The 25,865-nt window shown below is 60.2% G+C and carries 21 protein-coding genes, 1 tRNA gene and 5 pseudogenes; 16 read left to right on the top strand and 11 right to left on the bottom strand.

What is annotated here, in order from left to right:
• Positions 1-48: 48 nt before the first annotated feature.
• A pseudogene (pgeF, locus tag ACZ1GU_RS14465) lies at positions 49-811 on the bottom strand (peptidoglycan editing factor PgeF).
• Positions 801-3,479, bottom strand: coding sequence for an aminopeptidase N (gene pepN, locus ACZ1GU_RS14470; protein ID WP_472648649.1), 2,679 nt, complete (start codon positions 3,477-3,479; stop codon positions 801-803). Before pepN ends, pgeF begins: the two are co-directional and overlap by 11 nt.
• A 52-nt stretch (positions 3,480-3,531) precedes the next feature.
• Here pepN and ACZ1GU_RS14475 point away from each other — a divergent pair, with 52 nt between their 5' ends.
• The gene (locus ACZ1GU_RS14475) at positions 3,532-4,326 is read left to right on the top strand and encodes an SDR family oxidoreductase (RefSeq protein WP_472648651.1); all 795 of its coding nucleotides are present in this window, start codon (positions 3,532-3,534) and stop codon (positions 4,324-4,326) included.
• Between the two features lie 97 nt (positions 4,327-4,423).
• Here ACZ1GU_RS14475 and ACZ1GU_RS14480 read toward each other — a convergent pair whose 3' ends face one another.
• A complete protein-coding gene (locus tag ACZ1GU_RS14480) occupies positions 4,424-5,341 on the bottom strand; it encodes a DMT family transporter (RefSeq protein WP_472648652.1) in 918 nt (305 codons plus the stop codon).
• Positions 5,342-5,351: 10 nt separating this feature from the next.
• The gene (locus ACZ1GU_RS14485) at positions 5,352-6,383 is read right to left on the bottom strand and encodes a threonine aldolase family protein (RefSeq protein ID WP_472648653.1); all 1,032 of its coding nucleotides are present in this window, start codon (positions 6,381-6,383) and stop codon (positions 5,352-5,354) included.
• Between the two features lie 51 nt (positions 6,384-6,434).
• Between ACZ1GU_RS14485 and ACZ1GU_RS14490 the strand changes: the two genes are divergently transcribed.
• Positions 6,435-6,761 carry a GNAT family N-acetyltransferase gene (locus tag ACZ1GU_RS14490; protein WP_472648654.1) on the top strand — a complete coding sequence of 109 codons (327 nt, stop codon included), beginning with the start codon at positions 6,435-6,437 and terminating at the stop codon, positions 6,759-6,761.
• A gap of 27 nt (positions 6,762-6,788) precedes the next feature.
• On the opposite strand, the gene ACZ1GU_RS14495 is transcribed toward ACZ1GU_RS14490, so the two are convergent.
• From ACZ1GU_RS14495 to ACZ1GU_RS14510, 4 genes are all read right to left on the bottom strand, one after another.
• Positions 6,789-8,411 (bottom strand): PH domain-containing protein, encoded by a 1,623-nt coding sequence (locus ACZ1GU_RS14495; protein ID WP_472648655.1) that lies wholly within the window; start codon positions 8,409-8,411, stop codon positions 6,789-6,791.
• Positions 8,408-8,953 carry a PH domain-containing protein gene (locus ACZ1GU_RS14500; protein ID WP_472648656.1) on the bottom strand — a complete coding sequence of 182 codons (546 nt, stop codon included), beginning with the start codon at positions 8,951-8,953 and terminating at the stop codon, positions 8,408-8,410. The genes ACZ1GU_RS14495 and ACZ1GU_RS14500 overlap by 4 nt, the downstream gene beginning before the upstream one ends.
• Positions 8,954-8,996: 43 nt before the next feature.
• Complete coding sequence (locus tag ACZ1GU_RS14505) at positions 8,997-10,166, bottom strand: acyl-CoA dehydrogenase family protein (RefSeq protein WP_472648657.1); 1,170 nt, start codon at positions 10,164-10,166, stop codon at positions 8,997-8,999.
• Positions 10,167-10,214: 48 nt separating this feature from the next.
• Positions 10,215-10,289: transfer RNA gene (locus ACZ1GU_RS14510), tRNA-Thr, on the bottom strand.
• A 90-nt stretch (positions 10,290-10,379) separates the two neighbouring features.
• Here ACZ1GU_RS14510 and ACZ1GU_RS14515 point away from each other — a divergent pair.
• The 11 genes and pseudogenes from ACZ1GU_RS14515 (at position 10,380) to ACZ1GU_RS14565 (ending at position 19,400) form a co-directional block, all read left to right on the top strand.
• The gene (locus ACZ1GU_RS14515) at positions 10,380-10,538 is read left to right on the top strand and encodes a hypothetical protein (RefSeq protein WP_472648658.1); all 159 of its coding nucleotides are present in this window, start codon (positions 10,380-10,382) and stop codon (positions 10,536-10,538) included.
• Positions 10,539-10,599: 61 nt separating this feature from the next.
• A complete protein-coding gene (gene gpmA, locus ACZ1GU_RS14520) occupies positions 10,600-11,286 on the top strand; it encodes a 2,3-diphosphoglycerate-dependent phosphoglycerate mutase (protein WP_472648795.1) in 687 nt (228 codons plus the stop codon).
• Between the two features lie 7 nt (positions 11,287-11,293).
• Positions 11,294-11,788, top strand: coding sequence for a 5-(carboxyamino)imidazole ribonucleotide mutase (gene purE, locus ACZ1GU_RS14525; RefSeq protein ID WP_472648659.1), 495 nt, complete (start codon positions 11,294-11,296; stop codon positions 11,786-11,788).
• Complete coding sequence (locus ACZ1GU_RS14530; RefSeq protein ID WP_472648661.1) at positions 11,788-12,855, top strand: 5-(carboxyamino)imidazole ribonucleotide synthase; 1,068 nt, start codon at positions 11,788-11,790, stop codon at positions 12,853-12,855. The genes purE and ACZ1GU_RS14530 overlap by 1 nt, the downstream gene beginning before the upstream one ends.
• A complete protein-coding gene (locus tag ACZ1GU_RS14535; RefSeq protein ID WP_472648662.1) occupies positions 12,852-13,370 on the top strand; it encodes a dihydrofolate reductase in 519 nt (172 codons plus the stop codon). Before ACZ1GU_RS14530 ends, ACZ1GU_RS14535 begins: the two co-directional genes overlap by 4 nt.
• A complete protein-coding gene (locus ACZ1GU_RS14540; RefSeq protein ID WP_472646106.1) occupies positions 13,370-14,296 on the top strand; it encodes a bifunctional riboflavin kinase/FAD synthetase in 927 nt (308 codons plus the stop codon). Before ACZ1GU_RS14535 ends, ACZ1GU_RS14540 begins: the two co-directional genes overlap by 1 nt.
• Before the next feature lie 44 nt (positions 14,297-14,340).
• Positions 14,341-15,390: a glycerophosphodiester phosphodiesterase family protein gene (locus tag ACZ1GU_RS14545; protein ID WP_472646107.1), complete on the top strand. Its 1,050-nt coding sequence runs from the start codon at positions 14,341-14,343 to the stop codon at positions 15,388-15,390.
• Positions 15,391-15,446: 56 nt separating this feature from the next.
• Positions 15,447-16,236, top strand: a pseudogene (locus ACZ1GU_RS14550) (class I tRNA ligase family protein); the annotation flags it as partial.
• Between the two features lie 637 nt (positions 16,237-16,873).
• Positions 16,874-18,424: a class I tRNA ligase family protein gene (locus ACZ1GU_RS14555; RefSeq protein ID WP_472646108.1), complete on the top strand. Its 1,551-nt coding sequence runs from the start codon at positions 16,874-16,876 to the stop codon at positions 18,422-18,424.
• The gene (gene lspA / locus ACZ1GU_RS14560) at positions 18,421-18,972 is read left to right on the top strand and encodes a signal peptidase II (RefSeq protein ID WP_472646109.1); all 552 of its coding nucleotides are present in this window, start codon (positions 18,421-18,423) and stop codon (positions 18,970-18,972) included. Before ACZ1GU_RS14555 ends, lspA begins: the two co-directional genes overlap by 4 nt.
• 17 nt (positions 18,973-18,989) lie before the next feature.
• On the top strand, positions 18,990-19,400 hold the full coding sequence (locus ACZ1GU_RS14565; RefSeq protein ID WP_472646110.1) for a DUF3035 domain-containing protein: 411 nt from the start codon (positions 18,990-18,992) through the stop codon (positions 19,398-19,400).
• Positions 19,401-19,491: 91 nt separating this feature from the next.
• Here the strand turns inward: ACZ1GU_RS14565 and ACZ1GU_RS14570 are convergent, their stop codons facing one another.
• Complete coding sequence (locus ACZ1GU_RS14570) at positions 19,492-20,808, bottom strand: hemolysin family protein (protein ID WP_472646111.1); 1,317 nt, start codon at positions 20,806-20,808, stop codon at positions 19,492-19,494.
• Between the two features lie 202 nt (positions 20,809-21,010).
• Here ACZ1GU_RS14570 and ACZ1GU_RS14575 point away from each other — a divergent pair, with 202 nt between their 5' ends.
• A complete protein-coding gene (locus ACZ1GU_RS14575) occupies positions 21,011-21,709 on the top strand; it encodes a YiaD family glycine zipper/OmpA-like lipoprotein (RefSeq protein WP_472646112.1) in 699 nt (232 codons plus the stop codon).
• 60 nt (positions 21,710-21,769) lie between these two features.
• On the opposite strand, the pseudogene ACZ1GU_RS14580 reads toward ACZ1GU_RS14575, so the two are convergent.
• Positions 21,770-22,556: pseudogene (locus tag ACZ1GU_RS14580) on the bottom strand (3'(2'),5'-bisphosphate nucleotidase CysQ).
• A gap of 153 nt (positions 22,557-22,709) precedes the next feature.
• On the opposite strand from ACZ1GU_RS14580, the pseudogene sucC reads away from it, so the two are divergent.
• Positions 22,710-23,926 (top strand): annotated as a pseudogene (gene sucC, locus ACZ1GU_RS14585) (ADP-forming succinate--CoA ligase subunit beta).
• A 61-nt stretch (positions 23,927-23,987) separates the two neighbouring features.
• Here sucC and ACZ1GU_RS14590 read toward each other — a convergent pair.
• Positions 23,988-24,890: a DUF6265 family protein gene (locus tag ACZ1GU_RS14590; protein ID WP_472646114.1), complete on the bottom strand. Its 903-nt coding sequence runs from the start codon at positions 24,888-24,890 to the stop codon at positions 23,988-23,990.
• 200 nt (positions 24,891-25,090) lie between these two features.
• On the opposite strand from ACZ1GU_RS14590, the pseudogene ACZ1GU_RS14595 reads away from it, so the two are divergent.
• A pseudogene (locus tag ACZ1GU_RS14595) lies at positions 25,091-25,838 on the top strand (electron transfer flavoprotein subunit beta/FixA family protein).
• Positions 25,839-25,865 lie beyond the last annotated feature (27 nt).

A 25,865-nucleotide genomic window follows, 5' to 3' on the forward strand; every position in this document is an offset into this window, starting at 1 on the left:
CAGTGTTTTGAACACTCGCTGTTCGCTTTCGTGCAAGCACCTCAGCAATCACACCGGTGGCAACGCGATCATACTGATTTGTCTTCCATAATTCGGCTCACCAAGCTGGCTTGCCCGGCGATAGGAATAATAACGCTCAGAAAGCGAAAAAGTGTCCAAATCGAGAATCTCAACTTTCTTGACGCCGAGCCGCGCCAATTTTGCCGCAACATAACCGGGCAGATCAAACTGCCAGCGCGGGTCGCTGTTCGCCGGGCGTCCGTCGGCGAAATGATGATCGTCCTCGGGCGCAAAGTTTTTGCGGAAGGGCGCATCAACCTCATAGCTGGCCTGCGCAATCGTCGGCCCGACAGCCGCGCGAATGTCGCTGCGTGACGCGCCAAGTGCTCTCATCGCTTCGATTGTGTTCTCGAGTACGCCGCCATGCGCTCCGCGCCATCCGGCATGGGCCGCGCCGACCACCTTGGCTTGCAGATCGGCGAAGAGAACAGGCGCGCAACCGTACCGTGACAATGCCCAGCACAATGCCGGGCCTGTCGGTGACAACGGCATCGGCAACGGGGCGTCCTTCCGCATTGTCATCCCACGCCCCGCTGACCGTGATGACATCGGGGGAATGAATCTGATGCGGTGCGGCAAGCTTGGCGCCTTCGACGAGAGCCTCCGCCGCCTTGGCGCGCGTTTGAGCTATCTCCGCAGGATCGCCATCGCCGCCATAACCGAACTGGTGAGAGCCGCCTGCGTGCCCGAAAAAGCCGTGCGGCACGCCGCCCAGCACTTGCGCCCGCTCAATGTCGAACTCAGCCTTCAAGACTGCGCGAGACCTGTTCGAATGTGTCGCGTGACAGCTCTTCTGCCTTCGCGATCCGCTCCAGCTCCGTCTGCATCAGCCCGGCACGCTTCGACTCGATCCGCCGCCATTTGCCCAGCGGTGATACAAACCGTGCGGCGGTCGAAGGATTGATCGGATCAAGCTTGAGGATGAGATCGGCGATCAGGCGATATCCTTCTCCGCTTTCCGCATGAAACGCCGCCGGATTGCCAGCAAAGGCCATGTAGAGCGAGCGCACGCGGTTCGGATTGCGGATATTAAAGTCTGGATGCTCAGCCAGCGCCTTGGTGTGCTCGATCACATTTGGGTGGAGCGACAGCGCCTGCAGAGTGAACCATTTGTCGATGACGAGATCGTTGCCCTGATACCGATCGTAGAATGCCTCCAAGCGCTCTTCGCGCTTAGGATCCTGCAATCCGCATAGCACCATCAGCGCGCCCTGCCGGTCAGTCATATTGTTGGCATTGTCGAATTGCCGCGCGGCCATTCCGGCAGCTTTTTCAGGATCGCTCGCGGCCAGCAGCGCCAGCACCTGCGTCTTCACCTTGCGCGCCCCGCGTCCGGCGGGATCGTCAAATTCAACTGCCTCTGCCCTCGCATAGAGCCCTTCCAGCTCGCGCTTCACCACCGTGCCGAGCGCGGTCTTGATCTGCTCCCGTTCGGCATGGATCGCAGCCGGGTCGGCTTTGCGGTCTCCAGTAGCCCCCGAACCAGCCATAGCCTCGAACAGATAGGTTTCGCTCGGCAGCATCATCAGCTCACCGCGCATGGCATCGTCAAGATCGTCATCCGTCAGGATAGCGCGCATCGCATCGCCGATCACGCGCTTGCCCTCGGCCCGTCCTACCTCGTCCAATTCGCCAGAAGCCGCCGCGACCAGATGCGCAACGCTCAATTCCTGCATTGCTTCATAGCGGGCGAAGGGATCATCATCATGCGCGGCCAGAAAGGCGAGATCCTCGCGCGACAATTCCCGATCGATAATCACGGGAGCGGTAAAGCCGCGATTGATTGAGAGCACCGGTAGGGGGCCAGCGAGCGGCAGTGTGAATGTCTCTTCGTCAAGCGTCAGCGTGATCAGCTGCTCTTCGCCAATCGCGCCCGTCTCACGGCAATGCACCGCAACGCGCAGTGGAATCGGCATCGCGCCCTTGTCGGTCTGGCCCGGCGTATCAGGCACGATCTGCTTGAGCGTTACGGCGAGGCCGCCATCGCCCAGCTCCTGCTTAACAGTCACGCGCGGTGTCCCCGCTTGGCGATACCAGCGACGGAATTGGGCCAGTTGCAGGTCAGCGCCTTCCTCGATTGCGCAGATGAAGTCCTCGCAGGTCGCTGCCTCGCCATCGTGGCGGTCAAAGTACAGGTCGGTGCCTTTGCGAAACGCCTCCGGCCCGGCCATCGACCGCATCATGCGGATCACCTCGGCGCCCTTGTTATAGACGGTCGCGGTATAGAAATTCGAGATTTCGCGATAACTGTCTGGCCGGATCGGATGCGCCAATGGTCCGGCATCTTCGGGGAATTGTGCCGCGCGAAGAATGCGCACATCCTCAATGCGCTTGACCGCTTCCCCTTGCATATCCTGGCTGAAGAGCTGGTCGCGCAGCACCGTGAAGCCCTCTTTCAGGCTGAGCTGGAACCAATCGCGGCAAGTGATCCGATTGCCCGACCAATTGTGAAAATATTCGTGCGCGATCACGCCTTCGACGCCGTCAAAATCCGCATCGGTCGCGGTGTCCTGATCGGCCAGCACATATTTGGTGTTGAAGACGTTGAGACCTTTGTTCTCCATCGCGCCCATATTGAAATCGCTGACCGCAACGATGTTGTAGAGGTCGAGGTCGTATTCGCGGCCAAAGGTCTCCTCGTCCCATTTCATCGACTTCTTGAGCGATTCGACCGCGTGGTCGGTGCGCGGCAGGTCTTCTTCGCGCACCCACACGTTCAATTCGACCTCGCGGCCATTCATTGTGGTGAAGGTGTCAGAATTTGCGACGAGATCGCCCGCAACCAGCGCGAACAGATAAGACGGCTTGGGCCATGGATCGTGCCATTCGGCCCAATGAATGCCGTTTTCGCCCTCGCCAGAGGCGGTGTTGTTGCCGTTGCACAGCAGGATCGGGAACTGATCTTTCGGACCCTCCATCCGCACTGTGTAGGTCGACAGGACATCCGGGCGGTCTGGGAAGAACGTGATGCGGCGAAAGCCCTCCGCTTCGCACTGCGTGCAGAGCATTCCGTTTGAGGCATAGAGCCCCATCAAAGTGGTGTTGGCGCTCGGGTTAAGCTCGGTCGCGATCTCGACCTCATGGGCCTCGTCGGTAAGAGGCAAGATCAGGTCGCTGCCGTCCATCGACCAATTGCTCACCGGTTCGCCATCGACCTTGACCGAAAGCAGTTCTAGGCTGTCGCCATTGAGGCGAATGCTGTCCGTAGCGGCGGCCTTTGCATTGCGGACGACGGTCAGCTTCGAGACGACCCGCGACGCATCAAGGCCCAAATTGAAGTCGAGCGCGATCTCCGGGATCAGCCAGGGAAATGGCTGATAATCCTCGCGCCGGATCACCGGTGGCTCGTGCGGGGTCGGTGCCGCATCGGCAAGTTCGGGGTTTCCATCCGGGGTCGAAGGGGTCGTCGCGATATCCATGAGCACCGATTTAGGTTGATTTGTGTGGCCGTCCAGCGATTAGAACGCACGCATGGCGCGTTTGTTCATTTTTGGCCTTGGCTACACAGCGAAACGGATCGCAAGCGCGATGCGGACAAGCGCTTGGGACGTCGATGCGACGGGAAGCGACGGGAATGTCGACTTTTCGGATCAGGACGCAGTGCTAACAGCGCTCGACAAGGCGAGCCATGTCCTGTCCTCCGTGCCGCCGGATCGGAAGAACGAGAATGATCCCGTGCTAGAAGCTTATGGCGACGCGTTGGAAGGCCGCTCGCTGTTCTACCTCTCATCCACCGGAGTCTATGGCGACCAGCAAGGCGCTTGGGTTGATGAGAGCACGCCCACCGTCGCGGAAACCGGCGCGGGTCGGCGCAATGCGAGGGCCGAGGCGGATCGAGCGTGGCTCGAACTGGATGCGCACGTATTCCGTCTGCCGGGCATTTATGGCCCGGGTCGCAGCGCGCTCGACCGGGTGCGTGACGGCAAGGCCCGCAGGATCGATATGCCCGGACAGGTTTTCAGCCGCGTCCATGTCGACGATATCGTGACCGGTGTGGTGGCGGCGCTCACCAGCGACGCGCCAGCGGGCGCTTACAATCTCGGCGATGACCTGCCTGCGAGCGGCAATGCGGTGACCGAATATGCCTGCCAATTGCTCGGCGTCGAACCGCCGGAGATGCAAACGCTTGAGGAAGCAAACCTGTCAGATATGGCGCTCGGCTTTTATTCGGAGAACCGCCGCGTCGCGAATGGCAAGGCCAAGCGTGTTCTTGGCTGGGAGCCGAAGTACCCCACCTATATTGAAGGTCTCACAGGGCTGCTGTGAAACGGCCCGAAGGGCCGCAAGCCCGACCGGGCGCCCGCAGCGACGCGGCCTTTAGGCCGTGTGAGCGAGGAAATCGCAGCGCGGATGCGCTGCGAAATCAACGAATCTTCGACCTCAGGGCCAGCACCATACCGATCACCGCCAGCACCATTCCGCCTGCGGTGAGCCACGTCCACTGATAGCCCTCGAAGATCGTCGAGATCAGCATCGCAACCGAAATGGTCAGGATCGAATTATACGCGGTCCGCCCCGCGCCAATTTCGCGTACCAGATTGTAATGCAGCGGGAAGGTGATGACCGAGCCAATTAGCGCGAGATAGACGATCCCCGCCCAGTAATTGGTGCTTGTCGGAAATGGCGGAGGTCCGGCGGTGAGCAGCGCAAAACCCAGGTCAAACAGCGTGCCATAGAGCATCGCCCAGGCGAGCAGGCTGACCATCGGTACGCCGCGACCGGTCGGGTTGGCCTGAATGACATTGGCGACCGAAGCCGCGAGGATGCCGAGCATCGCCAGCCCGATCCCAAGCGCGACATTGCCGCCGATCACGCCCGCATCGGGATTGGCGCGCCACTCATGCACCAACAGGAAGGACACGCCGACAATCGCCACGAGGCTGCCCAGCAGGAAGCCGCCCTGCATCCGCTCGCCCAAAAAGAACCGCGCAAACAGCGCATTGGGCACCATCAACAGGCCAAACATCATCGCGACGATGCCCGACGTGACATAGAGCTCAGCGTGATAGACGAACAGGAAATTGCCGCTGAACTGGAACACGCCGACCAAGATCGCGAGCCAATGTTCGGGCCGTGTCAGTTTCAACCGACGTTTCATAAAAAACGCGACCAGAAACAGCGCAGGTGTCGCGAGCGCAAAGCGGTAGAACACCGACCACGCAGCAGGCACGCCGTCGATCTGGCCGGTGATGACGAACCAGGTCGAGCCCCAGATCGTGCCGGTCAGCACGAAGGGCAGGATCACCCGCCAGCTCAACATGTTGGTTTCGGTTGCGCTCATGGGTGCGGGGTCAAAGCGCGGCGATAGCTTTGGCGAGCGCGCTCGCGTCTTCGTCGCGTGTATTCCATGCGGTGACGAAGCGAGCAGCGTCCGCGCCCCAATCGTAGAAGGCGAAGTTCTGTTCACGCAGCGCGTCGCGTTCGGCGGCGGACAGGCGCACGAACAGCTCGTTCGCTTCCACCGCATGCATCAGGCGATCCCCGCAAGCGCTCGCAATCTCGCTCGCGGCGGCATTGGCATGGCGCGCATTCGCGAGCCACAGATCGCAATCGAGCATCGCGAGAATTTGCGCGGCGAGATAACGTCCCTTGCACTGCAGGTGGCCGGCTCGCTTGCGGCGATATCTCACGAGATCGGCCTGTTCCGGGTCGAACAGCACCACGCATTCGGCGCTCATCCCGCCGTTTTTGATGAAACCAAAGGCGAGGCTGTCGACGCCCAGAGCTGCCGAGCGCGCCGCGTCCCTCGCACTGCCGCCTAAATGCGCCGCCGCATTGGCGAAGCGCGCCCCATCCATATGCAGGCCCAGCCCGCGCTCGTCGGAAAAGGTGCGCAAGTCGGCGAGTTCGGTTTCGGTGTAGCAGCGGCCATATTCGCTCGCCTGCGTGATCGCGATGGCGTGCGGCTGGACCTGATGCACATCGTCTCGGATCGGATCAATCAGCGCTGCGATGCCTTCGGGCGTCAGCTTCGCACCTTCGCCGCCATGTCCATCGGCGCACAGCATCAGCTTGGCCCCGTGGAGATAGAAACCCGGCGCGCCGCCTTCGTCGACTTCGATATGCGCTTCCTCGTGACAGATCACTCCGCCGTGCGGCTGGCACATGGTCGCGAGCGCCAGGCAATTTGCTGCCGTCCCGGTCGCGACCCACTCGGCAGCACAGCGCCGCCCGAACAGGTCAGAGAACCGCTCATCCAACTGCGCCGACAGGGCATCGCCATCATAGGGGTTGTCAGCGCTGTCTGCGGCGCGCATCGCCTCCCACACTTGCGGGTGGACAGGCGCGGCATTGTCAGAGAGGAAGGGTTTGATATCGGTCATTGCGGAACGCGTCTAACTGCAACAGAGTTTATGGCAAGAAGGAGTGCGCAGATGAGCGATATCGAAGAGAAGGTAAAAATCACCCATCACGTCCAAGGCCAGGGCGGTAAATATGTCGCGCATCTCGAGGACGAGAGGGCCACGGGCTATCTCGAGTGGGAACCGCGAAACGGCTATGCCAACAAGGATGCCGAAGATGTGCGGATTGCCACGCACACCGTCGTGCCTCAGGAAATTGGCGGACGCGGGATCGCAGGTTTACTTGTCAAGCGCTTGGTCGCCGATGCACGCCGGCAGCACTTCAAGATCGTGCCGCAATGCTCCTACGTCGCAGCAAAGTTCAATGAGAATCCCGACTGGGCCGACTTGAAGGCGTGATTTTCTGGCGGCCAAGCCAAACAGAAACTAACCATTCTCCAATTCTGAAAAATCCGTCGCGCTGATCGTATCTAGCACCTTGCTTCGCACTTCGCGCGCGCGATCGATCGGCACGCCAGGGATCGAGAACGTTCCACCCGCCAAGCCGAAATGCAGATCTCCATAGCCGCGCCGTTGGGCAATCGGCCCCTGGCTGATCTCGACCGAATGCAGTTTCATACGGGTTGCGATCTGGCTGCGGGGCGAAAACACGCCTGAGCGGGCCATGATTTGCGTGTCATCAAGGGCGTGCCGCTTGAACTGCCAGGAATAAAGCGCAGCGGCTGCCGAAACCACCGCGAGACCGATGAGGATGAGCACAATTGCCACCCGAAACTCCGGCGCAAAAATCGACATCGCGATACCAGCAACGATCGCTGCGATAACGAAGAATATCGAATCAATGATCATGCTGTCGGTGCGGTAGTTCTCGCTCGCTCGGTGCCAATCGGCATCCTCACCGGGCAGGTGAAAGCCCGCCTCTTCGACGATCGGCTCGATCTCGGACATCTTCGCAAACGGTGCGACATCATGATTTGCCGCGCCCATATCTTGCGCGAGACTGACAAATTTGAGGCCATGCCAGCCAAAGCGATAACGGATAAAGCGCGTGCCGATCTTGATGCCCTGTACGCGGTGGATCGGCATCACGACGTCAGTCTTGGTCAGCAAACCGCGACGGCGCCTAAACCCTCTTGCGGTGCGCTCCAGCAGGAAGCCCCACTCGCGCAAGGTCGTGCGAATTATGCCGGTGGCGATCCCCACCAGAATGAGCGTGAGCAGCGCGACAATGCCACCAATAATCTGCGCGGATTGCCCCATCCCTGCGAGTTGCGCCCCTGATCCGCCAAGGCGCTCTTCCCAGGCGTCAAAATCCCACAGATCGAACGGCAGCAGGAACTCGAACTGCTGGGTGACACCGATCAAGACCGCGAAAATGGCGAGCGAGAAGCTGAACAGGCCGAAGATGGCAATGCGCGTGGCATCCATCGCAAAAAGGGTCTCTGCCTCTTCTTCGACGACCGGGATCGCGGCGCTTTCACCCGTCCCACCATTGGGAGCCGTGGCCGCAGCAGCGGTGATGGTTGCTCCCGCACGCCGTTCGCGCACGACCTGGCGAAGGCGTTCGCCTTCGTCTTCGGTGAGATAGGCGAGGCTCAGATCCTCGCCGCCGCCAGCGCCGGTTTCAAACTTGACCGACACCAAGCCGAACAGGCGAGGGAGCAATTTCTGTTCAAGACTGACATCCTGAATGCGCTCGAACGGAACCGAACGCGCGGCGCGCGAGATCACGCCGCTTTCGACGCGAATGTCCTGCTCTCCGATTGTGTAGGTCAGCCGCCTCCAGCGAATGTAGCTGAACAGTGTCCCGAACCCGAGGATCATTCCCGCCACCGCAACAGCGATCAACAAAGCCCATCCCTCACCGCGATTGCCGAATGCGATGAGCAGGAACGGAATGATCGCGTTTTGTGCAGAACCTAGCACGCCCAGCAGGACGCTGAGCGGCGCGGTGCGTTGCGGCTCCGCGGCACCGGGCTCAACCGCAACAGAAGGCGGCGCGCCTGCCTTTCCCACTGACGGTACCGAGGCGAACTCGCCCTCGCTCACATCGTATCCCGCTTGATATGCGCGCGAATTTCCTCACGCATTTCGGTCGCCAATTCGTGTTTCAAACCAGGCAGCAAAACCGAGGCATTGTGGCTGCCCGCCGTATGCAAGGTCAGCGTGCCAAGGCCAAAGAACCGCTCAAGCGGGCCTTGATCGACGTCGATATGCTGGACCCGCCCAAACGGGACCACGGTGTCCGAATTCCACCAAATGCCGCGCACGACGCGCAGCCGGTCAGCGCTCATATTGTAGCCGCGCGCGAAATAGCGCCGCGCCGGCAGACGGATGATGAAGGCAAGGCACAGAAGCGACAGCACACCCAGCACAACGCCGCCCGGAATGGGCGTCTCGTCTACTATTGCAGCTTCGAACACCAATCCGGCGATGATCACCGGGATAGAGCTCAGCATTGCTGTGAGACGCAAGCAGTGAACGTAATTTGGATCCAGCTTGGTAAGCTCGGTATCGTCAACGTTGATCAGGCTGGCTGGCGGGGCGTTGACCGCCTCTGTCTCAGCATTCGGTGTAGTGGTTGTTTCCATGTGCCTTAGATGCGCAAGACAGCGGCCCGAGGCAAGCCCCTGATCAGGATCGCTGATTGAACCGCCGCCCAATCATCGCGCTTGCAATATTGGTCTTTTGCACGTCGATCGCGCCGCCCGCGATCCCCCAGGCATAGGCATCACGCAGGCGCTGCTCCATGCCGTAATCCTTATGATAGCCGTATCCGCCCATCACCTGCATGCCGAGCGCGGTGACTTCGCGCACGATTTCATTGGCGTAGCACTTGGCGAGGCTGCTTTCATAGACTGTCGGCAGGCCATCATCCTGTGCGCTCGCATTGGCCGCCGCGCGATGGATTAAGAGACGCGCCGCATCGACCTTCATCGCCATGTCGGCGAGCTTCAACTGCACCGCCTGGAAATCGATGATCGGCTTGCCAAAAGCCTCGCGCTCCTGCGTGTATTCGAGCGCCTGCTCAAGCGCAGCCGCAGCTACGGCGAGCGATTGCGTGGCATTGCCGCAGCGCTCCAGCCCGAATGCGCTCATCAGCTTGCCAAATCCGCCCGCGCCAATGATGACGTTTTCTGGCGGCACTTTGACGTCTTCAATGGCAAAGTCAGCGGTCGGAATGCCGCGAAAGCCCATCAGCTCCTCGCGTTTGCCAAACTGCATGCCGGGCATGCCCTTTTCTAGCAGGATTGCGCCAATGCCTTTGGCTCCCGGATCGTCAGAGAAGCGGCAATAGGTGACGTAATAGTCGGAATGCCCGCCGCCTGAGGTCCAGCGCTTGTAGCCATTGACGGTGTAACCATTGCCATCCGCAACGGCCCTGGTTGTGAGGTCGGTCAGCGCTGTACCCGCATCGGGTTCGGACATGGAGACCGCGACGATCTTCTCGCCCTTAATGACTTCGGGAAGGATCTTGGCTTTCATTTCCTCCGACCCGAAGCGCTCGATCGTGCGAACCGGCCCTGTCAGCGCTTCAAAGATCGGGAATGCGACCGCGTTGGAAACCTGCGCGAATTCCTCGAGTACCAACAATGCCTCAATATGGCCAAGGCCGAGCCCGCCATATTGCTCCGGCAGATTGACACCGAGAAAGCCCATCTCGCCAAAGGTGCGCAGCATATCGGGCGGGACCGGATAGTCCTTTTGCTCCATATCGCGCGCCAAGGCCGGCAATTCTGCGCGAGCGAATTTGCGCGCGGTTTCCTGCAGTTCGCGCTGCTGATCGGTGAGGTTGAAGTTCATGGAAGGCTGTTTGGCTCTCGCTCGCGCAAAGCGCAAGGAGATGAAAAATGGTGCCACGAGAGAGAATTGAACTCTCGGCCTCGTCATTACCAATGACGCGCTCTACCACTGAGCTACCGCGGCATCTCCAAACAGGCGCGCGCTATTGTCGCGTCGGCCTGCAATGTCAAGCAAGGCTTGAACCTTTCCGCCCCTATCGGCAAGGCGTTTCGCATGAGTGAACGCCAAAGCAACAAAATGTCGCGTGAAGAGCGGTTGGCGGCCAAATTGCGCGAGAACCTGCGTCGTCGCAAAGCGCAAAGTCGCGAGCAGAGCAGTCCGGGTAGTGATTCGCCGCAAAGCGGGGTTCCCAAGCCGGACAGCGATAGCTAGTGAATTCTGCGACTTTTTACTTGCGAGGCCTAGGCACCCGCGGGAATCTGGAGAAGAGGCCATTCCTAAACTCATTCTAGTCCGCCACGGTCAAAGCCAGTGGAACCTTGAAAACCGTTTCACCGGTTGGTGGGACGTGGATCTCACCGAAAAGGGCGTGGCCGAGGCGAAAGACGCCTACCGTTTGATGAAAGAAAGAGGCGTTTTGCCGACGTCCTGCTTCACCAGTTTCCAGACCCGCGCGATCAAGACACTCAATCTAGCGCTCGAAGAAATGGATCGCCTATGGCTCCCGGTCACCAAGGACTGGCGCCTGAACGAGCGACATTATGGCGGTCTAACTGGCCTCAACAAGCAGGAAACCCGCGAGAAACACGGCGATGAACAGGTGCATATCTGGCGGCGCAGCTTCGACACGCCGCCTCCGCCGATGGAACCGGGCAGCGAATATGATCCTGGTGCGGACCCGCGCTATGACGGGATCGATGTTCCGAACACCGAAAGCCTGAAGCTGACGATTGAGCGCGTGCTACCCTATTGGGAGAGCGACATTCTTCCCGTTCTCGCCAGCGGTGAAACGGTGATCATCTCAGCGCATGGCAATTCCTTGCGTGCGCTGGTCAAACACCTCTCGAAAATCTCCGATGAGGACATCACGGGACTCGAGATTCCCACCGGTCAGCCGATCATCTATGACTTCGATGACGCCATGGTGCCGGGCGAGCGGTACTACCTGAAGGACAGCTGAGGCGGATATGGCCAAAGAGGGGGCAGGCAAGGTTGCCATCGTCATGGGAAGCCAGTCGGACTGGCCAACCATGAAACGCGCGGCCGAAGTGCTCGAAGAACTCGAAGTGGAGCATGAGGCGCGGATCGTCTCTGCCCACCGCACACCGGACCGGATGAGCGCCTTTGCCAAGGGCGCCGAGGGAGAAGGCTTCGACGTGATTATCGCGGGCGCTGGCGGCGCGGCGCATCTGCCCGGCATGATCGCGGCGATGACGCATCTGCCGGTGCTCGGCGTGCCGGTTCAGTCCAAAGCGCTGTCAGGCTGGGACAGCCTGCTTTCCATCGTGCAAATGCCCGCGGGCGTGCCCACTGGCACTTTGGCAATTGGCGAAGCGGGCGCGACCAATGCGGGCCTGCTCGCTGCCTCGATCCTGGCGATCTCGGACGAAGACTTGTCCGAGCGCTTGCAGGATTGGCGCGCGGCCCGTTCGAGCGCGGTGGCTGAGACGCCTACCGACTGATGCTGAAACCCGGATCGACGATCGGCATATTGGGCGGCGGCCAATTGGGCCGGATGATGGCCGTCGCCACCGTACAACTCGGCTATCGCTGCATCGGCTACGCGCCCAAGGGCGACAACGTTGCAACTGACGTGTGCGCCGACTTTTTCGAGAATGACTGGCACGACACAGACGCGCTCGCCGCTTTTGCGAGCCAATGCGATGTCGTCACCTGGGAATTCGAGAATGTCCCGATTGCGACCGCTCGCGCCATTCCGGCGAGCCACATCGCGCCCGATCCGCGCGCGCTCGAAGTCGCGCAGGACAGGCTCAATGAGAAACGCTTCGTCGAGGATTTCGGCGCGAAGCCTGCGGCCTATGCTCGGGTCGAAAGCGAAGAGGACTTTACCCGCGCCATCGAACAGGTCGGCGCGCCCGGCATCCTGAAGACCGCGCGCGATGGCTATGATGGCAAAGGCCAATGGCGCATCACCTCAGCCCATGATGCGGACGGCGTTCGCTTTCCCGGTATGCCCTGCGTTTACGAAGGCATGGTCGATTTCGAAACCGAGTTCTCGGTGATCCTCGTGCGAGGGCGCGACGGCGAAATTCGCTTTTGGGATTCGACCGCCAACACGCATGAAGGCGGGATGCTGGTCAGCTCGATCCTGCCTGCTGGCGATCTGATCACCGCGCAAGTTGAGGGCGCGCGCGCAATCGCCCGGCAAGTCGCCGATGCGCTCAATTATGTCGGCGTTTTGACGCTGGAGTTCTTCGCCACCAAGGACGGTCCGGTCTTCAACGAGATGGCTCCGCGGGTGCATAATTCGGGCCATTGGACCATCGAAGGGGCGGCGACCAGCCAGTTCGAAAACCACATCCGCGCGATTTGCGGCCTGCCTTTGGGCGGTACCAAGACCCGCTTCGCGCAGATTGAAATGCGCAATATCGTCGGCGAGGATGCGCTGAGCGCGCACACCATGCTGGCCGAGCAAGGCGAGCCGCATTTGCATCTCTACGGTAAGGCCGAAGCACGCGAGGGGCGCAAGATGGGTCACGTCACGCGGGTAAGCAACGAGCTATCATGAGCGTAGAGCCGGTCCACGAAATTGTGCTGATTTATGCCCGTGCGAAGAACGGGGCGATTGGCTATGAAGGGCAATTGCCGTGGCATCTGCCCGCCGACCTTAAACGCTTCAAATCGCTGACCATCGGCAAGCCGATGGTGATGGGCCGCAAGACCTTCGAGAGCCTGCCCGGCCTGCTGCCCGGTCGCCGCCATATCGTGCTCACGCGGCACGAGGATTGGCAAAGCGAAGGCGCAGAGCAGGTGCATTCGGTTGATGAGGCGCTCGCCTCCGCGCGTAAAGACAATGACACCGGCGAAATCTGCGTCGTGGGTGGTTCTGCAATCTACGACGTGTTCAGACCGCTCGCCCAACGGATCGAAGTGACCGAAATTCACGAGGACTTCAAAGGCGACACATTCATGAAGCCGCTCGGCTCGGAATGGGAAGTCACATCGCGCGAAGACCATCCTTCCGATGGGGATAGACCCGCCTATTCCTTCGTTACCTATCACCGCTGCGGCGAGGCGGACTGATGCGCTGGCTTGACCACCGCGAGACTGTGGCTGACGCGCTGCGCGGCGCGGTGATTGCGCTCGGCAATTTTGATGGCTTTCATCAAGGGCACCAAGCGGTCGCGGGTGAGGCTATCAAATGGGCGCATGACGAAGGGCGCCCGTCGATCATCGCCACGTTCGATCCGCACCCCGTGCGCTTTTTCCGCCCCGATGTGCCGCCATTTCGCCTGACCACGCTGGAACAACGCCAAGAGCTATATCTCGCCGCGGGCGCGACCGCGATGCTGGTGTTTCACTTCGACGCAGAGCTTTCGAGCACCAGCGCCGAGGACTTCATCACGCATATTCTAATCGAGCGATTTGGCGCGCATGGGGTCGTCACAGGCGGCGATTTCACCTTTGGCAAAGGCGCGAAGGGCAATGTCGATCTGCTGCGCGGCTTTGGCGGCGAGCACGGTCTAAAATCGCGGGTGGTCATGCCGGTCGAGGGACAGGGCGAAGTGGTCTCATCCAGCCGCATTCGCGAGGCTCTGCGCGAGGGCAAGCCGGAACTGGCGACAGAGCTGCTGTCTCGCCCGTTTGCCATTCGCGGGATCGTCGAACATGGCGACAAACGGGGCCGCGAAATCGGTTATCCGACCGCCAATCTCGCGATCGATAAATATCTGCGCCCCAAATATGGCATCTATGCTGTGACCGGCAAAATCCTGGCCACCGGCGAAGTGCTCAAAGGCGCAGCCAATATCGGCGTGCGCCCGCAATTCGAACCGCCCAAGGAATTGCTCGAGCCGCATTTCTTCGACTTTGCAGGCGATCTCTACGGCCAGGAAATCGAAGTGTCGTTCCACCACTTCCTGCGCGGTGAGGCCAAGTTTGACAGCCTTGAGGCGCTGATCGAGCAGATGGACAAGGATTGCGAACAGGCAAAGGCGTTACTGGCCTAGAAATCAGGCTGGCATAGGGGCAATTTCACAAGAATTGGGGTCGCATGAAAATATGGTTACGGCGCGCGGGCGTTTTCGCCGCCCTTGCATTTCTGGTGCTGACGGTGGTCAATGCCAGCTGGCTAGCGCCTGATCCAAAAGGCGCGCCCAAGCTGATCGCCCATCGCGGCGCGTATCAGCTTTACGACAAGACAGGTGTTGAGCGCGACACCTGCACCGCCGACCGGATTTACGAACCCTATCACCGCTATCTCGAGAACACGGTCGACGGCGTGACCCGCGCGGCAAAAATCGGTTCCTGGATGGTCGAGATCGACATCGCCCCGACCAAAGATGGCGAGCTGGTCGTCTTCCACGACTGGACGCTCGATTGCCGCACCGATGGCAGCGGACCGGTGCGCGATGCCACACTCGAAGAGCTGAAAGCGCTCGACATCGGGCACGGCTACACCGCCGATGGCGGCAAGACCTACCCGTTTCGCGATGCCGAATTTGTCGGCGCGATGCCAACGCTCGAAGAGCTGGTGCAGGTTTTGCCCCGCAACGCTAAACTGATGATCAACTTCAAGTCGAAGGATGCAAGCGAAGCCGATCTGCTAGCCGCCAAGCTTCGCAAAGCGGGCCGCGACCCGGTGGAAAAGGGTGACGGTTTTTACGGCCACGAAGCCCCGATCTACCGTATCCGCGAAATCTTCCCCGACGCCTGGGCCTGGAACCAGGGCGAGGCGCGCGAATGCTCCGAAGATTACGTCGCGATGGGCTGGAGCGGCTATTTGCCGCAAAGCTGCCGAGGCAAGACCATGATCGTGCCGCTCAACTACCAATGGGCGTTCTGGGGCTGGCCCAACCGGCTGATCGCGCGGATGGAAGCGCATGGCGGCCAAGTGATCGTCGTCGGACCCACGGGAGACAACAAACCGCGCGGGCTAACCCTGCCCGAACAGCTGACCGAGATTCCCAACACCTTCAACGGTTTCGTGTGGATCGAGGATGCCTTTTCTATCGGCCCGGCGCTCAATCCCAGCGTCGACAATCGCACGCAGGCAGAGATCGACGCGACCGAGGCCGCGCTTGAACGGCGGCGCGCCCAGTGATCGCGGGCGCATTTAGCCTTTCGTGCCGCCGCGCTTTGTTCTAACGGCCCTCGGCTATGTCTGATCAATCACGCGACCTTAAAGACACGGTCTTCTTGCCGAAGACCGACTTCCCGATGAAAGCCGGCCTTCCGCAGAAGGAACCGGGCATTGAGGCGCGCTGGCGCGAGATTGATCTGTACAAGCAGCTGCGCGAAAGCCGCGCGGGGCGCGAGAAGTTCATCCTCCACGATGGCCCTCCTTACGCCAATGGCGATATGCATATCGGCCATGCGCTGAACCATATCCTCAAGGATATGGTGTGCCGCACGCAAAACCTGCTGGGCAAGGATGCGCCTTACGTGCCGGGCTGGGATTGCCACGGCCTTCCGATCGAGTGGAAGGTTGAGGAGCAATATCGCAAAAAGAAGCTCAACAAGGATGAGGTTCCAGCCAAGGAATTTCGCGCCGAATGCCGCGCCTATGCGCAGCACTGGGTCGATACGCAGCGCGAGCAGCTGAAACGGCTGGGCATCATGGGCGATTGGGACAATCCCTATCTCACCATGGATCCGCAGGCCGAAGGCACGATTGTCGCTGAACTGCTGAAGTTTGCCGAAGCCGGCAATCTTTACCGCGGGTCGAAGCCGATCATGTGGAGCCCGGTTGAAAAGACCGCGCTGGCAGAGGCCGAGGTTGAGTATGAGGACCTGATGGACTCGCCTCAGATCGATGTGGCGTTTAAGATTACCGAAAGTCCGATTGAGGAGCTTGTCGGCGCACATGCGGTGATCTGGACGACGACCCCGTGGACGATCCCGGTGAACCAGGCGATCGCTTATGGGGCGGACGTTGAGTATGTTCTTTACGAGGTGCGCGTCAGCGATGGCCCCGTCAAAGCAGGCGACGATCCGTTTGAACCCGCCGATTCATCCGACTGGCAAATCGCGGGGCAATATTTGATAGCGCGCGATCTTGTCGGCGAAGTTGCACCGCGAACAGCCGGCGATTTTGGCGGAACAACAGACTGGTTCACCGAAGTCTGGTCGGGGACAGGCTCCGACCTCGCCGGAACCAAAGCCCGTCACCCGATGCATCATCTCGGTGGGTTCTACGCGACCCCGCGCCCCTTCCTCGAAGGCGACTTTGTCACCACAGAGAGCGGCACCGGCCTCGTCCATATGTCACCCGATCACGGCGAGGACGATTTCGATCTGTGCAAAGCGAATGGCATCAATCCGGTCTTCGCGGTGATGGATGATGGCCGTTATCGCGACGATTGGCTTTGGCTCGGTGCAGATGACACAGACGAAGAGGGCAAGGAACGCCGCCGCTCGGTCATCAACAAGCCGTTCAACGCGCCCGAAGGGCCGATCTGCTCCGACCTGCGCGCAGCGGGCGCGTTGCTCAGCGCCTCGGTACCGATTATGCGCACTCCTACCCGCATTCCTGGCGCTCCAAAGCAAAGGTGATCTATCGCTGCACGCCGCAATGGTTCGTGCCGATGGATAAGGAACTTGAACCGGTCTCCTCGCTCCATTCCGCGAGCCTCGATGATCTCGAGGCCGCCGTGGGCAGCACGCTGCCAAAAGACACAGGCAACACCCTGCGAACCCGCGCCATGTCCGAAATCGAGCGCGTGCGCTTCGTGCCCGAAAAGGGTCGCAACCGCATCGGCTCCATGGTCGAAGGGCGGCCCGACTGGGTGCTCTCACGCCAGCGCGCCTGGGGCGTGCCGATCACTTTGTTTGTCCGCCCTGACGGAACCTATCTCCAAGACCCGGAAGTCAACGCGCGCATCGTCGCAGCGGTGACCGAAGAAGGCGTCGATGCGTGGGAAGAAAGCCGCAAGGCCGAATTCCTGGGGCCCGATCACAACCCGGATGACTATGACATGGTCATGGACATCTTAGATGTCTGGTTCGATTCGGGCTGCACGCATTCCTTCGTGCTCGAATCCGGACGCTGGCCTGACCTGCAATGGCCCGCCGATCTCTATCTCGAAGGGTCAGACCAGCATCGCGGCTGGTTCCAGTCCTCGCTGCTGCAAAGCTGCGCAACACGTGGCCGCGCGCCTTACGATCAGGTGCTCACCCACGGCTTCACCATGGATGCCAAGGGCAAGAAGATGTCGAAATCGCTCGGCAATACGATCGACCCGCTCAAGATCATGGAGCAGACCGGGGCGGATATCATCCGCCTATGGGCGCTCTCGGTTGATTTCACCGAAGATCACCGGATCGGCGATGAAATCCTCAAAGGCGTGGGCGATCAATATCGCCGCCTGCGCAACACGTTCCGCTATCTGCTCGGCGCGCTTGACGGATTTGTCGGCGATATGTCGGATGTCAGCGAGATCCCCGAGCTGGAGCTCTATGTCCTTTCGCTGCTGAGCGAACTGGACGGTAAGCTGCGTCAGGCGGTGAACGACTACGACTTCAACACCTATACGCGTCTGCTGGTCGATTTCTGCAACGAAGACCTCAGCGCATTCTTCTTCGATATCCGCAAGGATACACTCTATTGCGACGGGCCGGACAGCGATGTTCGCAATGCCTATCGCACCGTGCTCGACCTGTTGTTCCACGCGCTGGTCCGCTATGCTGCGCCGGTGCTGGTCTACACCGCAGAGGAAGTGTGGCAGACCCGCTATCCCGAAGATGGCGAGCAAGAAGGAAGCGTGCATCTGCTCGAATGGCCGAGCGTGCCGCAAGTGCCAGCTGATGGCAAGAAATGGGCCCAGCTTCGGAGCTTGCGCGAACGCGTGACCGAAGCGATTGAGCCTTTGCGCCGCGAAAAAGTGATCCGTTCCAGCAACGAAGCCGTCGTGACCGTGCCGGAGAGCGCCGTTCCTGAAGGCGTGACCGACGCGCAGCTCGCCGAATTGTTCATCACGGGGACAGTGACGCGCTCTAAAGGCGACGAGGTGACTGTCGCCAAATCCACCGATGCGAAATGCGGGCGCTGCTGGCGCTTGCTGCCTGACGTCGCGGAAGATGGCGCGCTGTGCGGGCGCTGCGACAGCGTGGTCGCCGGTATGGACGCCGCACAATGAGCGGGTTGTTCACTCGCAACCGTGTGATCGGACTGGTGCTCGCGCTCGTCATTGCGGGCGTTGATCAGCTGATCAAATGGTATGTGATCGGCCCGCTATCCCTGCGGGAGGTCGGCAATATCGAGCTGCTGCCGTTCTTTGACCTCACTTACGTGGAGAATCGCGGCGTTTCGCTCGGAATGCTGACCGCGCAGAGTATGGAAATGCGCTGGGCGCTGGTGGGCATGACTGCGCTGATCGCGCTTGTCGTGCTGATCTGGATTATGCGCGAAAAGCTGATGGGCGATATTCTCGGCCTTGCGATGATCCTGGGCGGTGCGATTGGCAATATCCGCGACCGTTACGAATTGGGCTATGTGATCGACTATGCTGATCTGCATATCGGCACATTCCGCCCCTTCCTTGTTTTCAACGTCGCCGATGCGGCTATCACCATTGGTGTCGTGATAATCCTGCTGCGCAGCTTTTTTGTCAGCGACAAGGATGATACAGAGACTTCAACCGATACAGGCAGCGAGGCTATGCCTGAGCAACCTGCCAAGAATTGACGCGGAGAGATTAAATCATGCGTGCCATTAGAACTGCCATCCTTTTGACCTCTGCCAGCGCGATGTTGGCCGCATGCGGAGGTTCGGGCATTTTCAACCGTGATCGTCCGGATGAGTTCGCTGTGCAGCGTCAGGCTCCGCTGGTTGTTCCGCCTGATTTCAACCTTGCACCGCCCGCTCCAGGCGCTCCGCGTCCGGCTGAAGGCGCTGCTTCCGAGCAAGCGCTCGAGGCGCTGTTTGGCGGTCCTTCGCCGCGCAGCCAGGTCGAAACGAGCGCGCTTGATCGTGCCGGGGCGGCAGAAGTTGGTATTCGCTCTTCGGTGGGTGATCCTGAAACCAACACTGTGGCCAAAGGCCGGGTGACCCGCGACATTATCGCTGCGCCAGAAGGTGACGGCGCGAGCGCACAGGCCATTATACCCTCTTGATTGACCCTCAAACGCCGGGCGGGGGACATCCGTCCGCCTTGGCTTTCCTCGCATAAGATCGGGCGCGCGCTCGCGCTTGCGCAAGCAAAAATCAGTTCGAGCTATCCGATAACGCAGGATTCTTGCGCACCAGCATCTTGCTGATGCGGCGGCGTTCCATCCCGATCACTTCAAACTGCCAGCCCTGATCGATGAAGCTCTCGCCCTCGGTCGGCAGTTTCTTGAACTGCGATAGGGCATAGCCAGCTGCCGTGCCGAATTCGCGGCTCTCGTCATAATCGAGCGCCAGCCGGTCGGCCAAGGCGTCCGCCGCCATCGCGCCTGAAATGAGCAGTGAACCATCGGGCCGCTCGACCAGCTCTGGCGCATCGCCTTCATCCTGATCGCTGGCAAAATTGCCCGCCATCGCGGTGAGCAAATCAACCGGCGTTACGATCCCATCCAGATGGCCGTATTCGTCATGCACCATCGCCATCGCAATATCAGCCTGCTGCAGCACGCGCAGCGCGTCCATCGCATCAAGCTGATCAGGCACGACTTCGGCTTTGCGCATCATATCTTTCAGAGAGACGGGCTCTCCCGCTACCATCGCCGCGAGCAATTCGCGCACTTTGACGACGCCCAGCACATTATCGGCCGAGCCATCGGCAACCGGCAAAAGCGAGTGCGGGCTGTCGGCTATCGCGGCCTTGATCGCCTTTTCGTCCGCTCCGACATCAATCCAGTCAAGCTCGGTGCGCGGCGTCATCATCTCACGCACGGGCCGCTCGGCCAGGCGGACAACACCGGTCAGGATCTGGTGCTGCTCTTCCTCGATCACGCCCGAACGCGTGGCGTCGGCGAAGATCATCTGCAGTTCTTCAGCGGTCACGCTGTTCTGATTGCCCGAGCGGATACCGAACAGGCGAATAATCCCGGCGGACGATGTATCAAGCACCCACACTAGCGGCGCCGCAATCCGCGCCAGAAACGCCATAGGCCGCGCCATCAATAGCGCAATCGGCACAGCCGTGCGTAATGCGAGCTGCTTTGGAACCAGCTCGCCGATCACCAGAGTGAAATAGGTGGTGGCCGCAATCGCAATGCCGAATCCGACTTCGGTCGACATATCGGCGGGGACACCCAGCAGCACCAGACGCTCGCCAATCGGCCCGCCCAGACTAGACCCGGAATACGCGCCTGAAATGATCGCGACCAAGGTAATGCCGATTTGCACGGTAGAAAGGAATTTGCCCGGCTCAGCGGCCAGAGCGAGCGCCGTCTCGGCGGCGGATGAGCCTTCATCGCGCTTGGCCTTCAGGCGCGCTGTCTTGGCCGAAACGATCGCCAGCTCTGACATGGCGAACACGCCGTTCAAGACGATCAAGCCGCCGATGATGAGCAAATCTGTCCAGGGAAAGGGTGTCACGCTCCGACCGCTAGCACAATTGTGTCGCACCGCCAGCCATTCTTGCGCACTATTCCTCTATCATTTGCGGTATTTCATAACATAATTTAACCATGTTCAGCTTGCATCAAAAGCAACTGAAGCAGATGCAGGCAGCAGGGGAACAAAGTCGCGGTCCAGTCCATTAGTTTGGCAGACGGACAGAATTTCTGGAGGAAATACAATGAAAACATCAAAGATAATCCTTTCGACCACTGCCATGATCGCGCTTCTGGGCACCAGCGCATGCGTGACCGATCCCAACACTGGCGAGCAGAAAGTTTCACGCACTGCAATTGGCGCAGTCCTCGGCGGTGTGATCGGCACGGCAGCAGGCGGCCTGATCGGCGGCGATACCGCTCGAATTATCGGTGCAGGCATTGGCGGCTCGGCAGGCGCGGTGATCGGCAAGCAGTTCGATGACCAGATCAAGGAACTGGACGAAGAGACCGCGGGCTCGGGCGTCGATGTGGAAGAGATCGGCGATCAGGATGGCATTCTTGTGCGCTTGCCAGATGGCGTGACCTTCGCCAGCGGCTCGGCTGATATCAATCCGGGGTTTTACGACACGCTCAACACCGTTGCTGACAGCCTGATCAAATATCCCAACAGCCTGATCGACGTATACGGCTTTACTGATACGACCGGTTCGGATGCGTTGAACCAGCGCCTGTCCGAACGCCGCGCGCAAAATGTCGCGGACTATCTCGCCTCGCGCGGCGTCGCGCGCAGCCGGATGGCGACGCAGGGCTTTGGCGAAAGCTATGACCAATTGCGCGTAAAAACCGGCGACAATGTGAACGAACCGCTCAACCGCCGGGTCGAGATCAAAATCGTTCCGATCAGTCAGGATCAGGTCAACGCGGCGCGCTCAGGCAACTGATTTTAGCCGATCGCTTTTTGAAGAGGGGCTGGGGCAACCCGGCCCCTTTTTTGTTGCCAGCTAGCCTTTGCGCGACAATTCCGCCGCGCGCTCGGCGACCCGCGCGACTGCATCCGCATGGATCGCTGTCGAACTCGCCAACACGCCGAACGCGGTCGGGTTACGCTTGTTGTAATCGAACGGCTTGCCAAAGGCGTCCGTCACTTCTGCGCCAGCCTCGCGCGCGATTAGTGCGGCCGCGCCGACATCCCATTCGTAACCCCAGCGCAAGGTCGCAACCAGATCGGCTTTGTCGTACCGCAACCATCGCCACCCGCAGCGCGATCGAATTTGGCTTTTCGACCACTACCAGGTCCGATTCGGCGCTGGGCAATTGATCGATCGGAATGCGCGCGCCGGAAAACTCGGCCCGAGAAGACGCTGCAATCGGCTGTCCATTCAGCGTCGCGCCTTGTCCCGCCTGCGCCGACCATTCCTCACCGCGTGCGGGCGCACACAGCATGCCGAGCAGAGGACGGCCCGAACTGATCAGTGCAACCGAAATCGCCCAGCCGCTGCGCCCGCGAATAAAGTCGCGCGTGCCGTCAATCGGATCGACCAGCCAGATGAGATCATTCTTGAGCCGCGATTCGTCGTCGACCGTCTCTTCGGAAAGCCACCCCGCCGAGGGCAGCAATGCGCCCAGTTCCCGCTTAAGGAACCGGTCGACCTCGAGGTCCGCCTCGCTCACCGGATCGCCGGGGGTTTTCTCCCATGTTGCCAGATGATGACCATCGCCCGGCCAGCGCGAGTGCGCAATCCGGCCCGCTTCGCGGACAATCTGTTGAAGGCGGTTCTGGTCAATCATTGGCAATCATCATGTGCGCGGATTCTCGTGGCCGCACAAACCCTACTTTTCAAGTCGCTCAATCCATGCTTAGGCAGGATCAAACACGTCGTGCCGCAACGCAGCACGATTGGCACTCTTCCGACACGAATTTCTCAAGGGATACGCTCGCTCATGAACATCCACGAATATCAGGCCAAGGAACTGCTCAAGGAACACGGCATTGCTGTCCCCGCAGGGCATGCAGCGATGACGGTTGAAGAAGCCGTCGCCGGCGCAAAGCAGCTTCCCGGCCCGCTCTACGTGGTGAAAGCGCAAATCCATGCTGGTGGCCGCGGCAAGGGCAAGTTCAAGGAACTGCCAGAAGATGCGAAGGGCGGCGTGCGGCTCGCATTCTCGCTGGATGAGGTGGAAAGCCACGCCAAGGAAATGCTCGGCAACACGCTGGTGACGATCCAGACCGGCGAAGCGGGCAAGCAAGTGAACCGCCTCTATGTCACTGACGGCGTGGATATTGAGAGCGAATATTATCTCGCCATGCTGGTCGACCGTGCGACAGGGCGCGTTGCGATGGTCGCCTCAACCGAAGGCGGCATGGACATTGAAGATGTCGCGCACGAAACGCCTGAGAAAATCACCACGATCACGATAGATCCAGCGCAAGGCTTTATGCCGCATCACGCGCGCTCGGTTGCCTTTGCACTGAAGCTTTCGGGTGATCTCAACAAGAAATGCCAGAAGCTCGCAAAGCAGCTCTACACCGCGTTCATGGCGAGCGATTGCGAAATGCTCGAAATCAATCCGCTGGTTGAGACCAAGGCCGACGCCGATGGCAAGGCCAGCCTGCTGGTGCTCGACACCAAGATGAGCTTTGATGGCAATGCGCTCTATCGCCACCCGGCCATCGAAGAGATGCGCGACGAGACCGAAGAAGATCCGGCTGAAGTCGAAGCGAGCGAATACGACCTCGCCTACATCAAGCTTGATGGAAACATTGGCTGCATGGTCAATGGTGCGGGCCTCGCCATGGCGACGATGGACATCATCAAGCTGAACGGCGCGTTCCCGGCCAACTTCCTCGACGTGGGCGGCGGCGCGACCACCGAGAAAGTGACCGCGGCGTTCAAGATCATCCTCGCTGATGATGCGGTTGAGGGCATTCTGGTGAACATTTTCGGCGGCATCATGCGCTGCGACACCATCGCAGAGGGCATCGTAGCTGCGGCGAGGGAAGTCGAGCTCGACGTGCCGCTCGTGGTCCGCCTGGAGGGCACGAATGTCGAGAAGGGCAAGGAAATCCTCGCCAATTCCGGCCTGCCAATCGTGCCGGTACCGACAATCTGGGCGATGCTGCGAAAAAGATCGTCGCCGAAGTGAAGCAGGCGGCTTAGCAGCTAGGCCACATACGAATTCAAGGCCGCACCTGTTTTTACAGGCGCGGCCTTTTCGTATCTAGCGCGAGGCTTCAGGTTCGGGCAGGATCGGGTCGCTGCTGTCCTGATAGGTCAGCCAGTTGCGCCAGATCGTGTGGGTTCGCTCGTCCGTTAGCCTGATCGAGCATCGCAATGACATCGCGTTGCGGATCGAGCCCTCTTTCCAGTTTTCATAGACCGCGCCGCATTCTTGCTCACGGTAAATCGCGAACGCGGCATCGCTCGCCCGGATCATATCGCCAAGTGCGCTCTGATTGTCGGACCGCCCGAGTGCAGCGGCAAGGTATTCGGCTTGGCGCTGTTCGGCCCGCTCAAGCACTTGGGCGAGACACTGGTTGATCGCGAAGGTGGTCCCATCGCAATCGTAAGATGACAGTCCGCTGGGTTGCGATGCGCGAAAACGGAAAAACAACTCTTGCGGTTCGGGCTTGCCACTCTTCATCCGCACCGCAGCAACAAGGCCATCCGGGCCATCGCAGCGCAAGGTCAATCCGTGGAAGAACGCTGCGCATTCTTCGAGCGCGACGAGGCGGAATGTGACCATGTCATCCTTTTCCTCCCAACTCGTCATGTCGGCATTGAAGTGCTTGAGCCGCATCACCAGCGACCCGTCTTCCTCGCTGATGTAGAGATGCTCGGTGAACATGACCGCGCCGTCGGCAGTCTCTTGCACGAAGGTGCCGACCATGATGCCGCCTGCCGGTGGCAGCCAGCTCTCCATTGCGGGCGCGCCCTGAATGCCCGCTCCCACCCACTGTCCGACCAGCCAATCGAGCTGCTCGAGCGAAGCCGGGGGCGATTCGAAACCCTCTTCACCCACGCGCGTTTCGAGCGCATACGACTTCGGCTGGGCCCAAGCCGGTCCGACTGCGCCTATCAGCGCTGTAAAAACGCCCAACCCCCCCAAAAAAACCGTCCGCATAGCGTCATCCTCCGTATCTCGTGTGTAGCGTAAGCCTGCAAAATCACCTAGCGAGGCAAACGTGCACATAGCGGTTCAATTGCCGCCAATTCGAGAAGGTGATTGGCTTGACGTTTACGTAAACGCAAGCTAGAGCGCGGGCATTGAGTTTTGACGCGCGCCGCGTTCTGGCGGGGCGCTTCCTAGGGAAAGGAAATCACATGAAAATCCTCGTCCCCGTTAAACGGGTGATCGATTACAACGTGAAGCCACGCGTGAAGGCGGATGGCTCGGGCGTTGATCTGGCCAATGTCAAAATGAGCATGAACCCGTTTGACGAGATTGCGGTTGAAGAAGCGATCCGAGATCAAGGAAGCGGGCAAGGCGGAAGAAATCATCGCCGTTTCGATTGGCCCAGCCAAGGCGCAGGAAACGCTGCGTACCGCGCTTGCCATGGGCGCCGACCGCGCGATCCTGGTCGAAACCGATGAAGAGGTTGAGCCGCTCGCCGTTGCCAAGATCCTCAAGGCCATCGCCGAGGAAGAGCAGCCCGGCCTGATCATGTTGGGCAAGCAGTCTATCTCCGACGATTCGAACCAAACCGGCCAGATGCTCGCTGCCCTGATGGGCCGCCCGCAAGGCACCTTTGCCAACACCGTCGCGGTCGATGGCGACAGCGTCGAAGTGAAGCGCGAAGTCGATGGCGGTCTCGAGACCGTCAAGCTGACGCTGCCAGCGATCGTCACCACCGACCTTCGCCTCAACGAACCGCGCTACGCTTCGCTGCCGAACATCATGAAGGCCAAGAAGAAGCCGCTCGACACCAAGACGCCTGCCGATTTCGGCGTCGACACCGCGCCGCGCCTCACGACCACCAATGTCGCTGAGCCGCCCGTGCGCCAGGCCGGCGAAAAAGTCGCCGATGTCGATGAGCTGGTTGCAAAGATCAAAGCGCTCGGCATCGCGTAAAGCGGCTGAGCAGGAAAGGAATAGACA

The sequence above is a fragment of the Erythrobacter sp. HA7-11 genome, from assembly GCF_055693605.1.

Excerpts from the sequence above, each read along its gene's own strand:
- ACZ1GU_RS14535 (WP_472648662.1), top strand. The coding sequence starts at position 12,852 with ATGAGCGTAGAGCCGGTCCACGAAATTGTGCTGATTTATGCCCGTGCG.
- purE (WP_472648659.1), top strand. The coding sequence starts at position 11,294 with ATGGCCAAAGAGGGGGCAGGCAAGGTTGCCATCGTCATGGGAAGCCAG.
- ACZ1GU_RS14500 (WP_472648656.1), bottom strand. The coding sequence starts at position 8,953 with ATGGAAACAACCACTACACCGAATGCTGAGACAGAGGCGGTCAACGCC.
- ACZ1GU_RS14530 (WP_472648661.1), top strand. The coding sequence starts at position 11,788 with ATGCTGAAACCCGGATCGACGATCGGCATATTGGGCGGCGGCCAATTG.
- lspA (WP_472646109.1), top strand. The coding sequence starts at position 18,421 with ATGAGCGGGTTGTTCACTCGCAACCGTGTGATCGGACTGGTGCTCGCG.
- ACZ1GU_RS14540 (WP_472646106.1), top strand. The coding sequence starts at position 13,370 with ATGCGCTGGCTTGACCACCGCGAGACTGTGGCTGACGCGCTGCGCGGC.
- ACZ1GU_RS14475 (WP_472648651.1), top strand. The coding sequence starts at position 3,532 with ATGGCGCGTTTGTTCATTTTTGGCCTTGGCTACACAGCGAAACGGATC.
- ACZ1GU_RS14505 (WP_472648657.1), bottom strand. The coding sequence starts at position 10,166 with ATGAACTTCAACCTCACCGATCAGCAGCGCGAACTGCAGGAAACCGCG.
- ACZ1GU_RS14575 (WP_472646112.1), top strand. The coding sequence starts at position 21,011 with ATGAAAACATCAAAGATAATCCTTTCGACCACTGCCATGATCGCGCTT.
- ACZ1GU_RS14485 (WP_472648653.1), bottom strand. The coding sequence starts at position 6,383 with ATGACCGATATCAAACCCTTCCTCTCTGACAATGCCGCGCCTGTCCAC.
- ACZ1GU_RS14555 (WP_472646108.1), top strand. The coding sequence starts at position 16,874 with ATGGATAAGGAACTTGAACCGGTCTCCTCGCTCCATTCCGCGAGCCTC.
- pepN (WP_472648649.1), bottom strand. The coding sequence starts at position 3,479 with ATGGATATCGCGACGACCCCTTCGACCCCGGATGGAAACCCCGAACTT.
- ACZ1GU_RS14590 (WP_472646114.1), bottom strand. The coding sequence starts at position 24,890 with ATGCGGACGGTTTTTTTGGGGGGGTTGGGCGTTTTTACAGCGCTGATA.
- ACZ1GU_RS14565 (WP_472646110.1), top strand. The coding sequence starts at position 18,990 with ATGCGTGCCATTAGAACTGCCATCCTTTTGACCTCTGCCAGCGCGATG.
- ACZ1GU_RS14545 (WP_472646107.1), top strand. The coding sequence starts at position 14,341 with ATGAAAATATGGTTACGGCGCGCGGGCGTTTTCGCCGCCCTTGCATTT.
- ACZ1GU_RS14480 (WP_472648652.1), bottom strand. The coding sequence starts at position 5,341 with ATGAGCGCAACCGAAACCAACATGTTGAGCTGGCGGGTGATCCTGCCC.
- ACZ1GU_RS14490 (WP_472648654.1), top strand. The coding sequence starts at position 6,435 with ATGAGCGATATCGAAGAGAAGGTAAAAATCACCCATCACGTCCAAGGC.
- ACZ1GU_RS14515 (WP_472648658.1), top strand. The coding sequence starts at position 10,380 with ATGAGTGAACGCCAAAGCAACAAAATGTCGCGTGAAGAGCGGTTGGCG.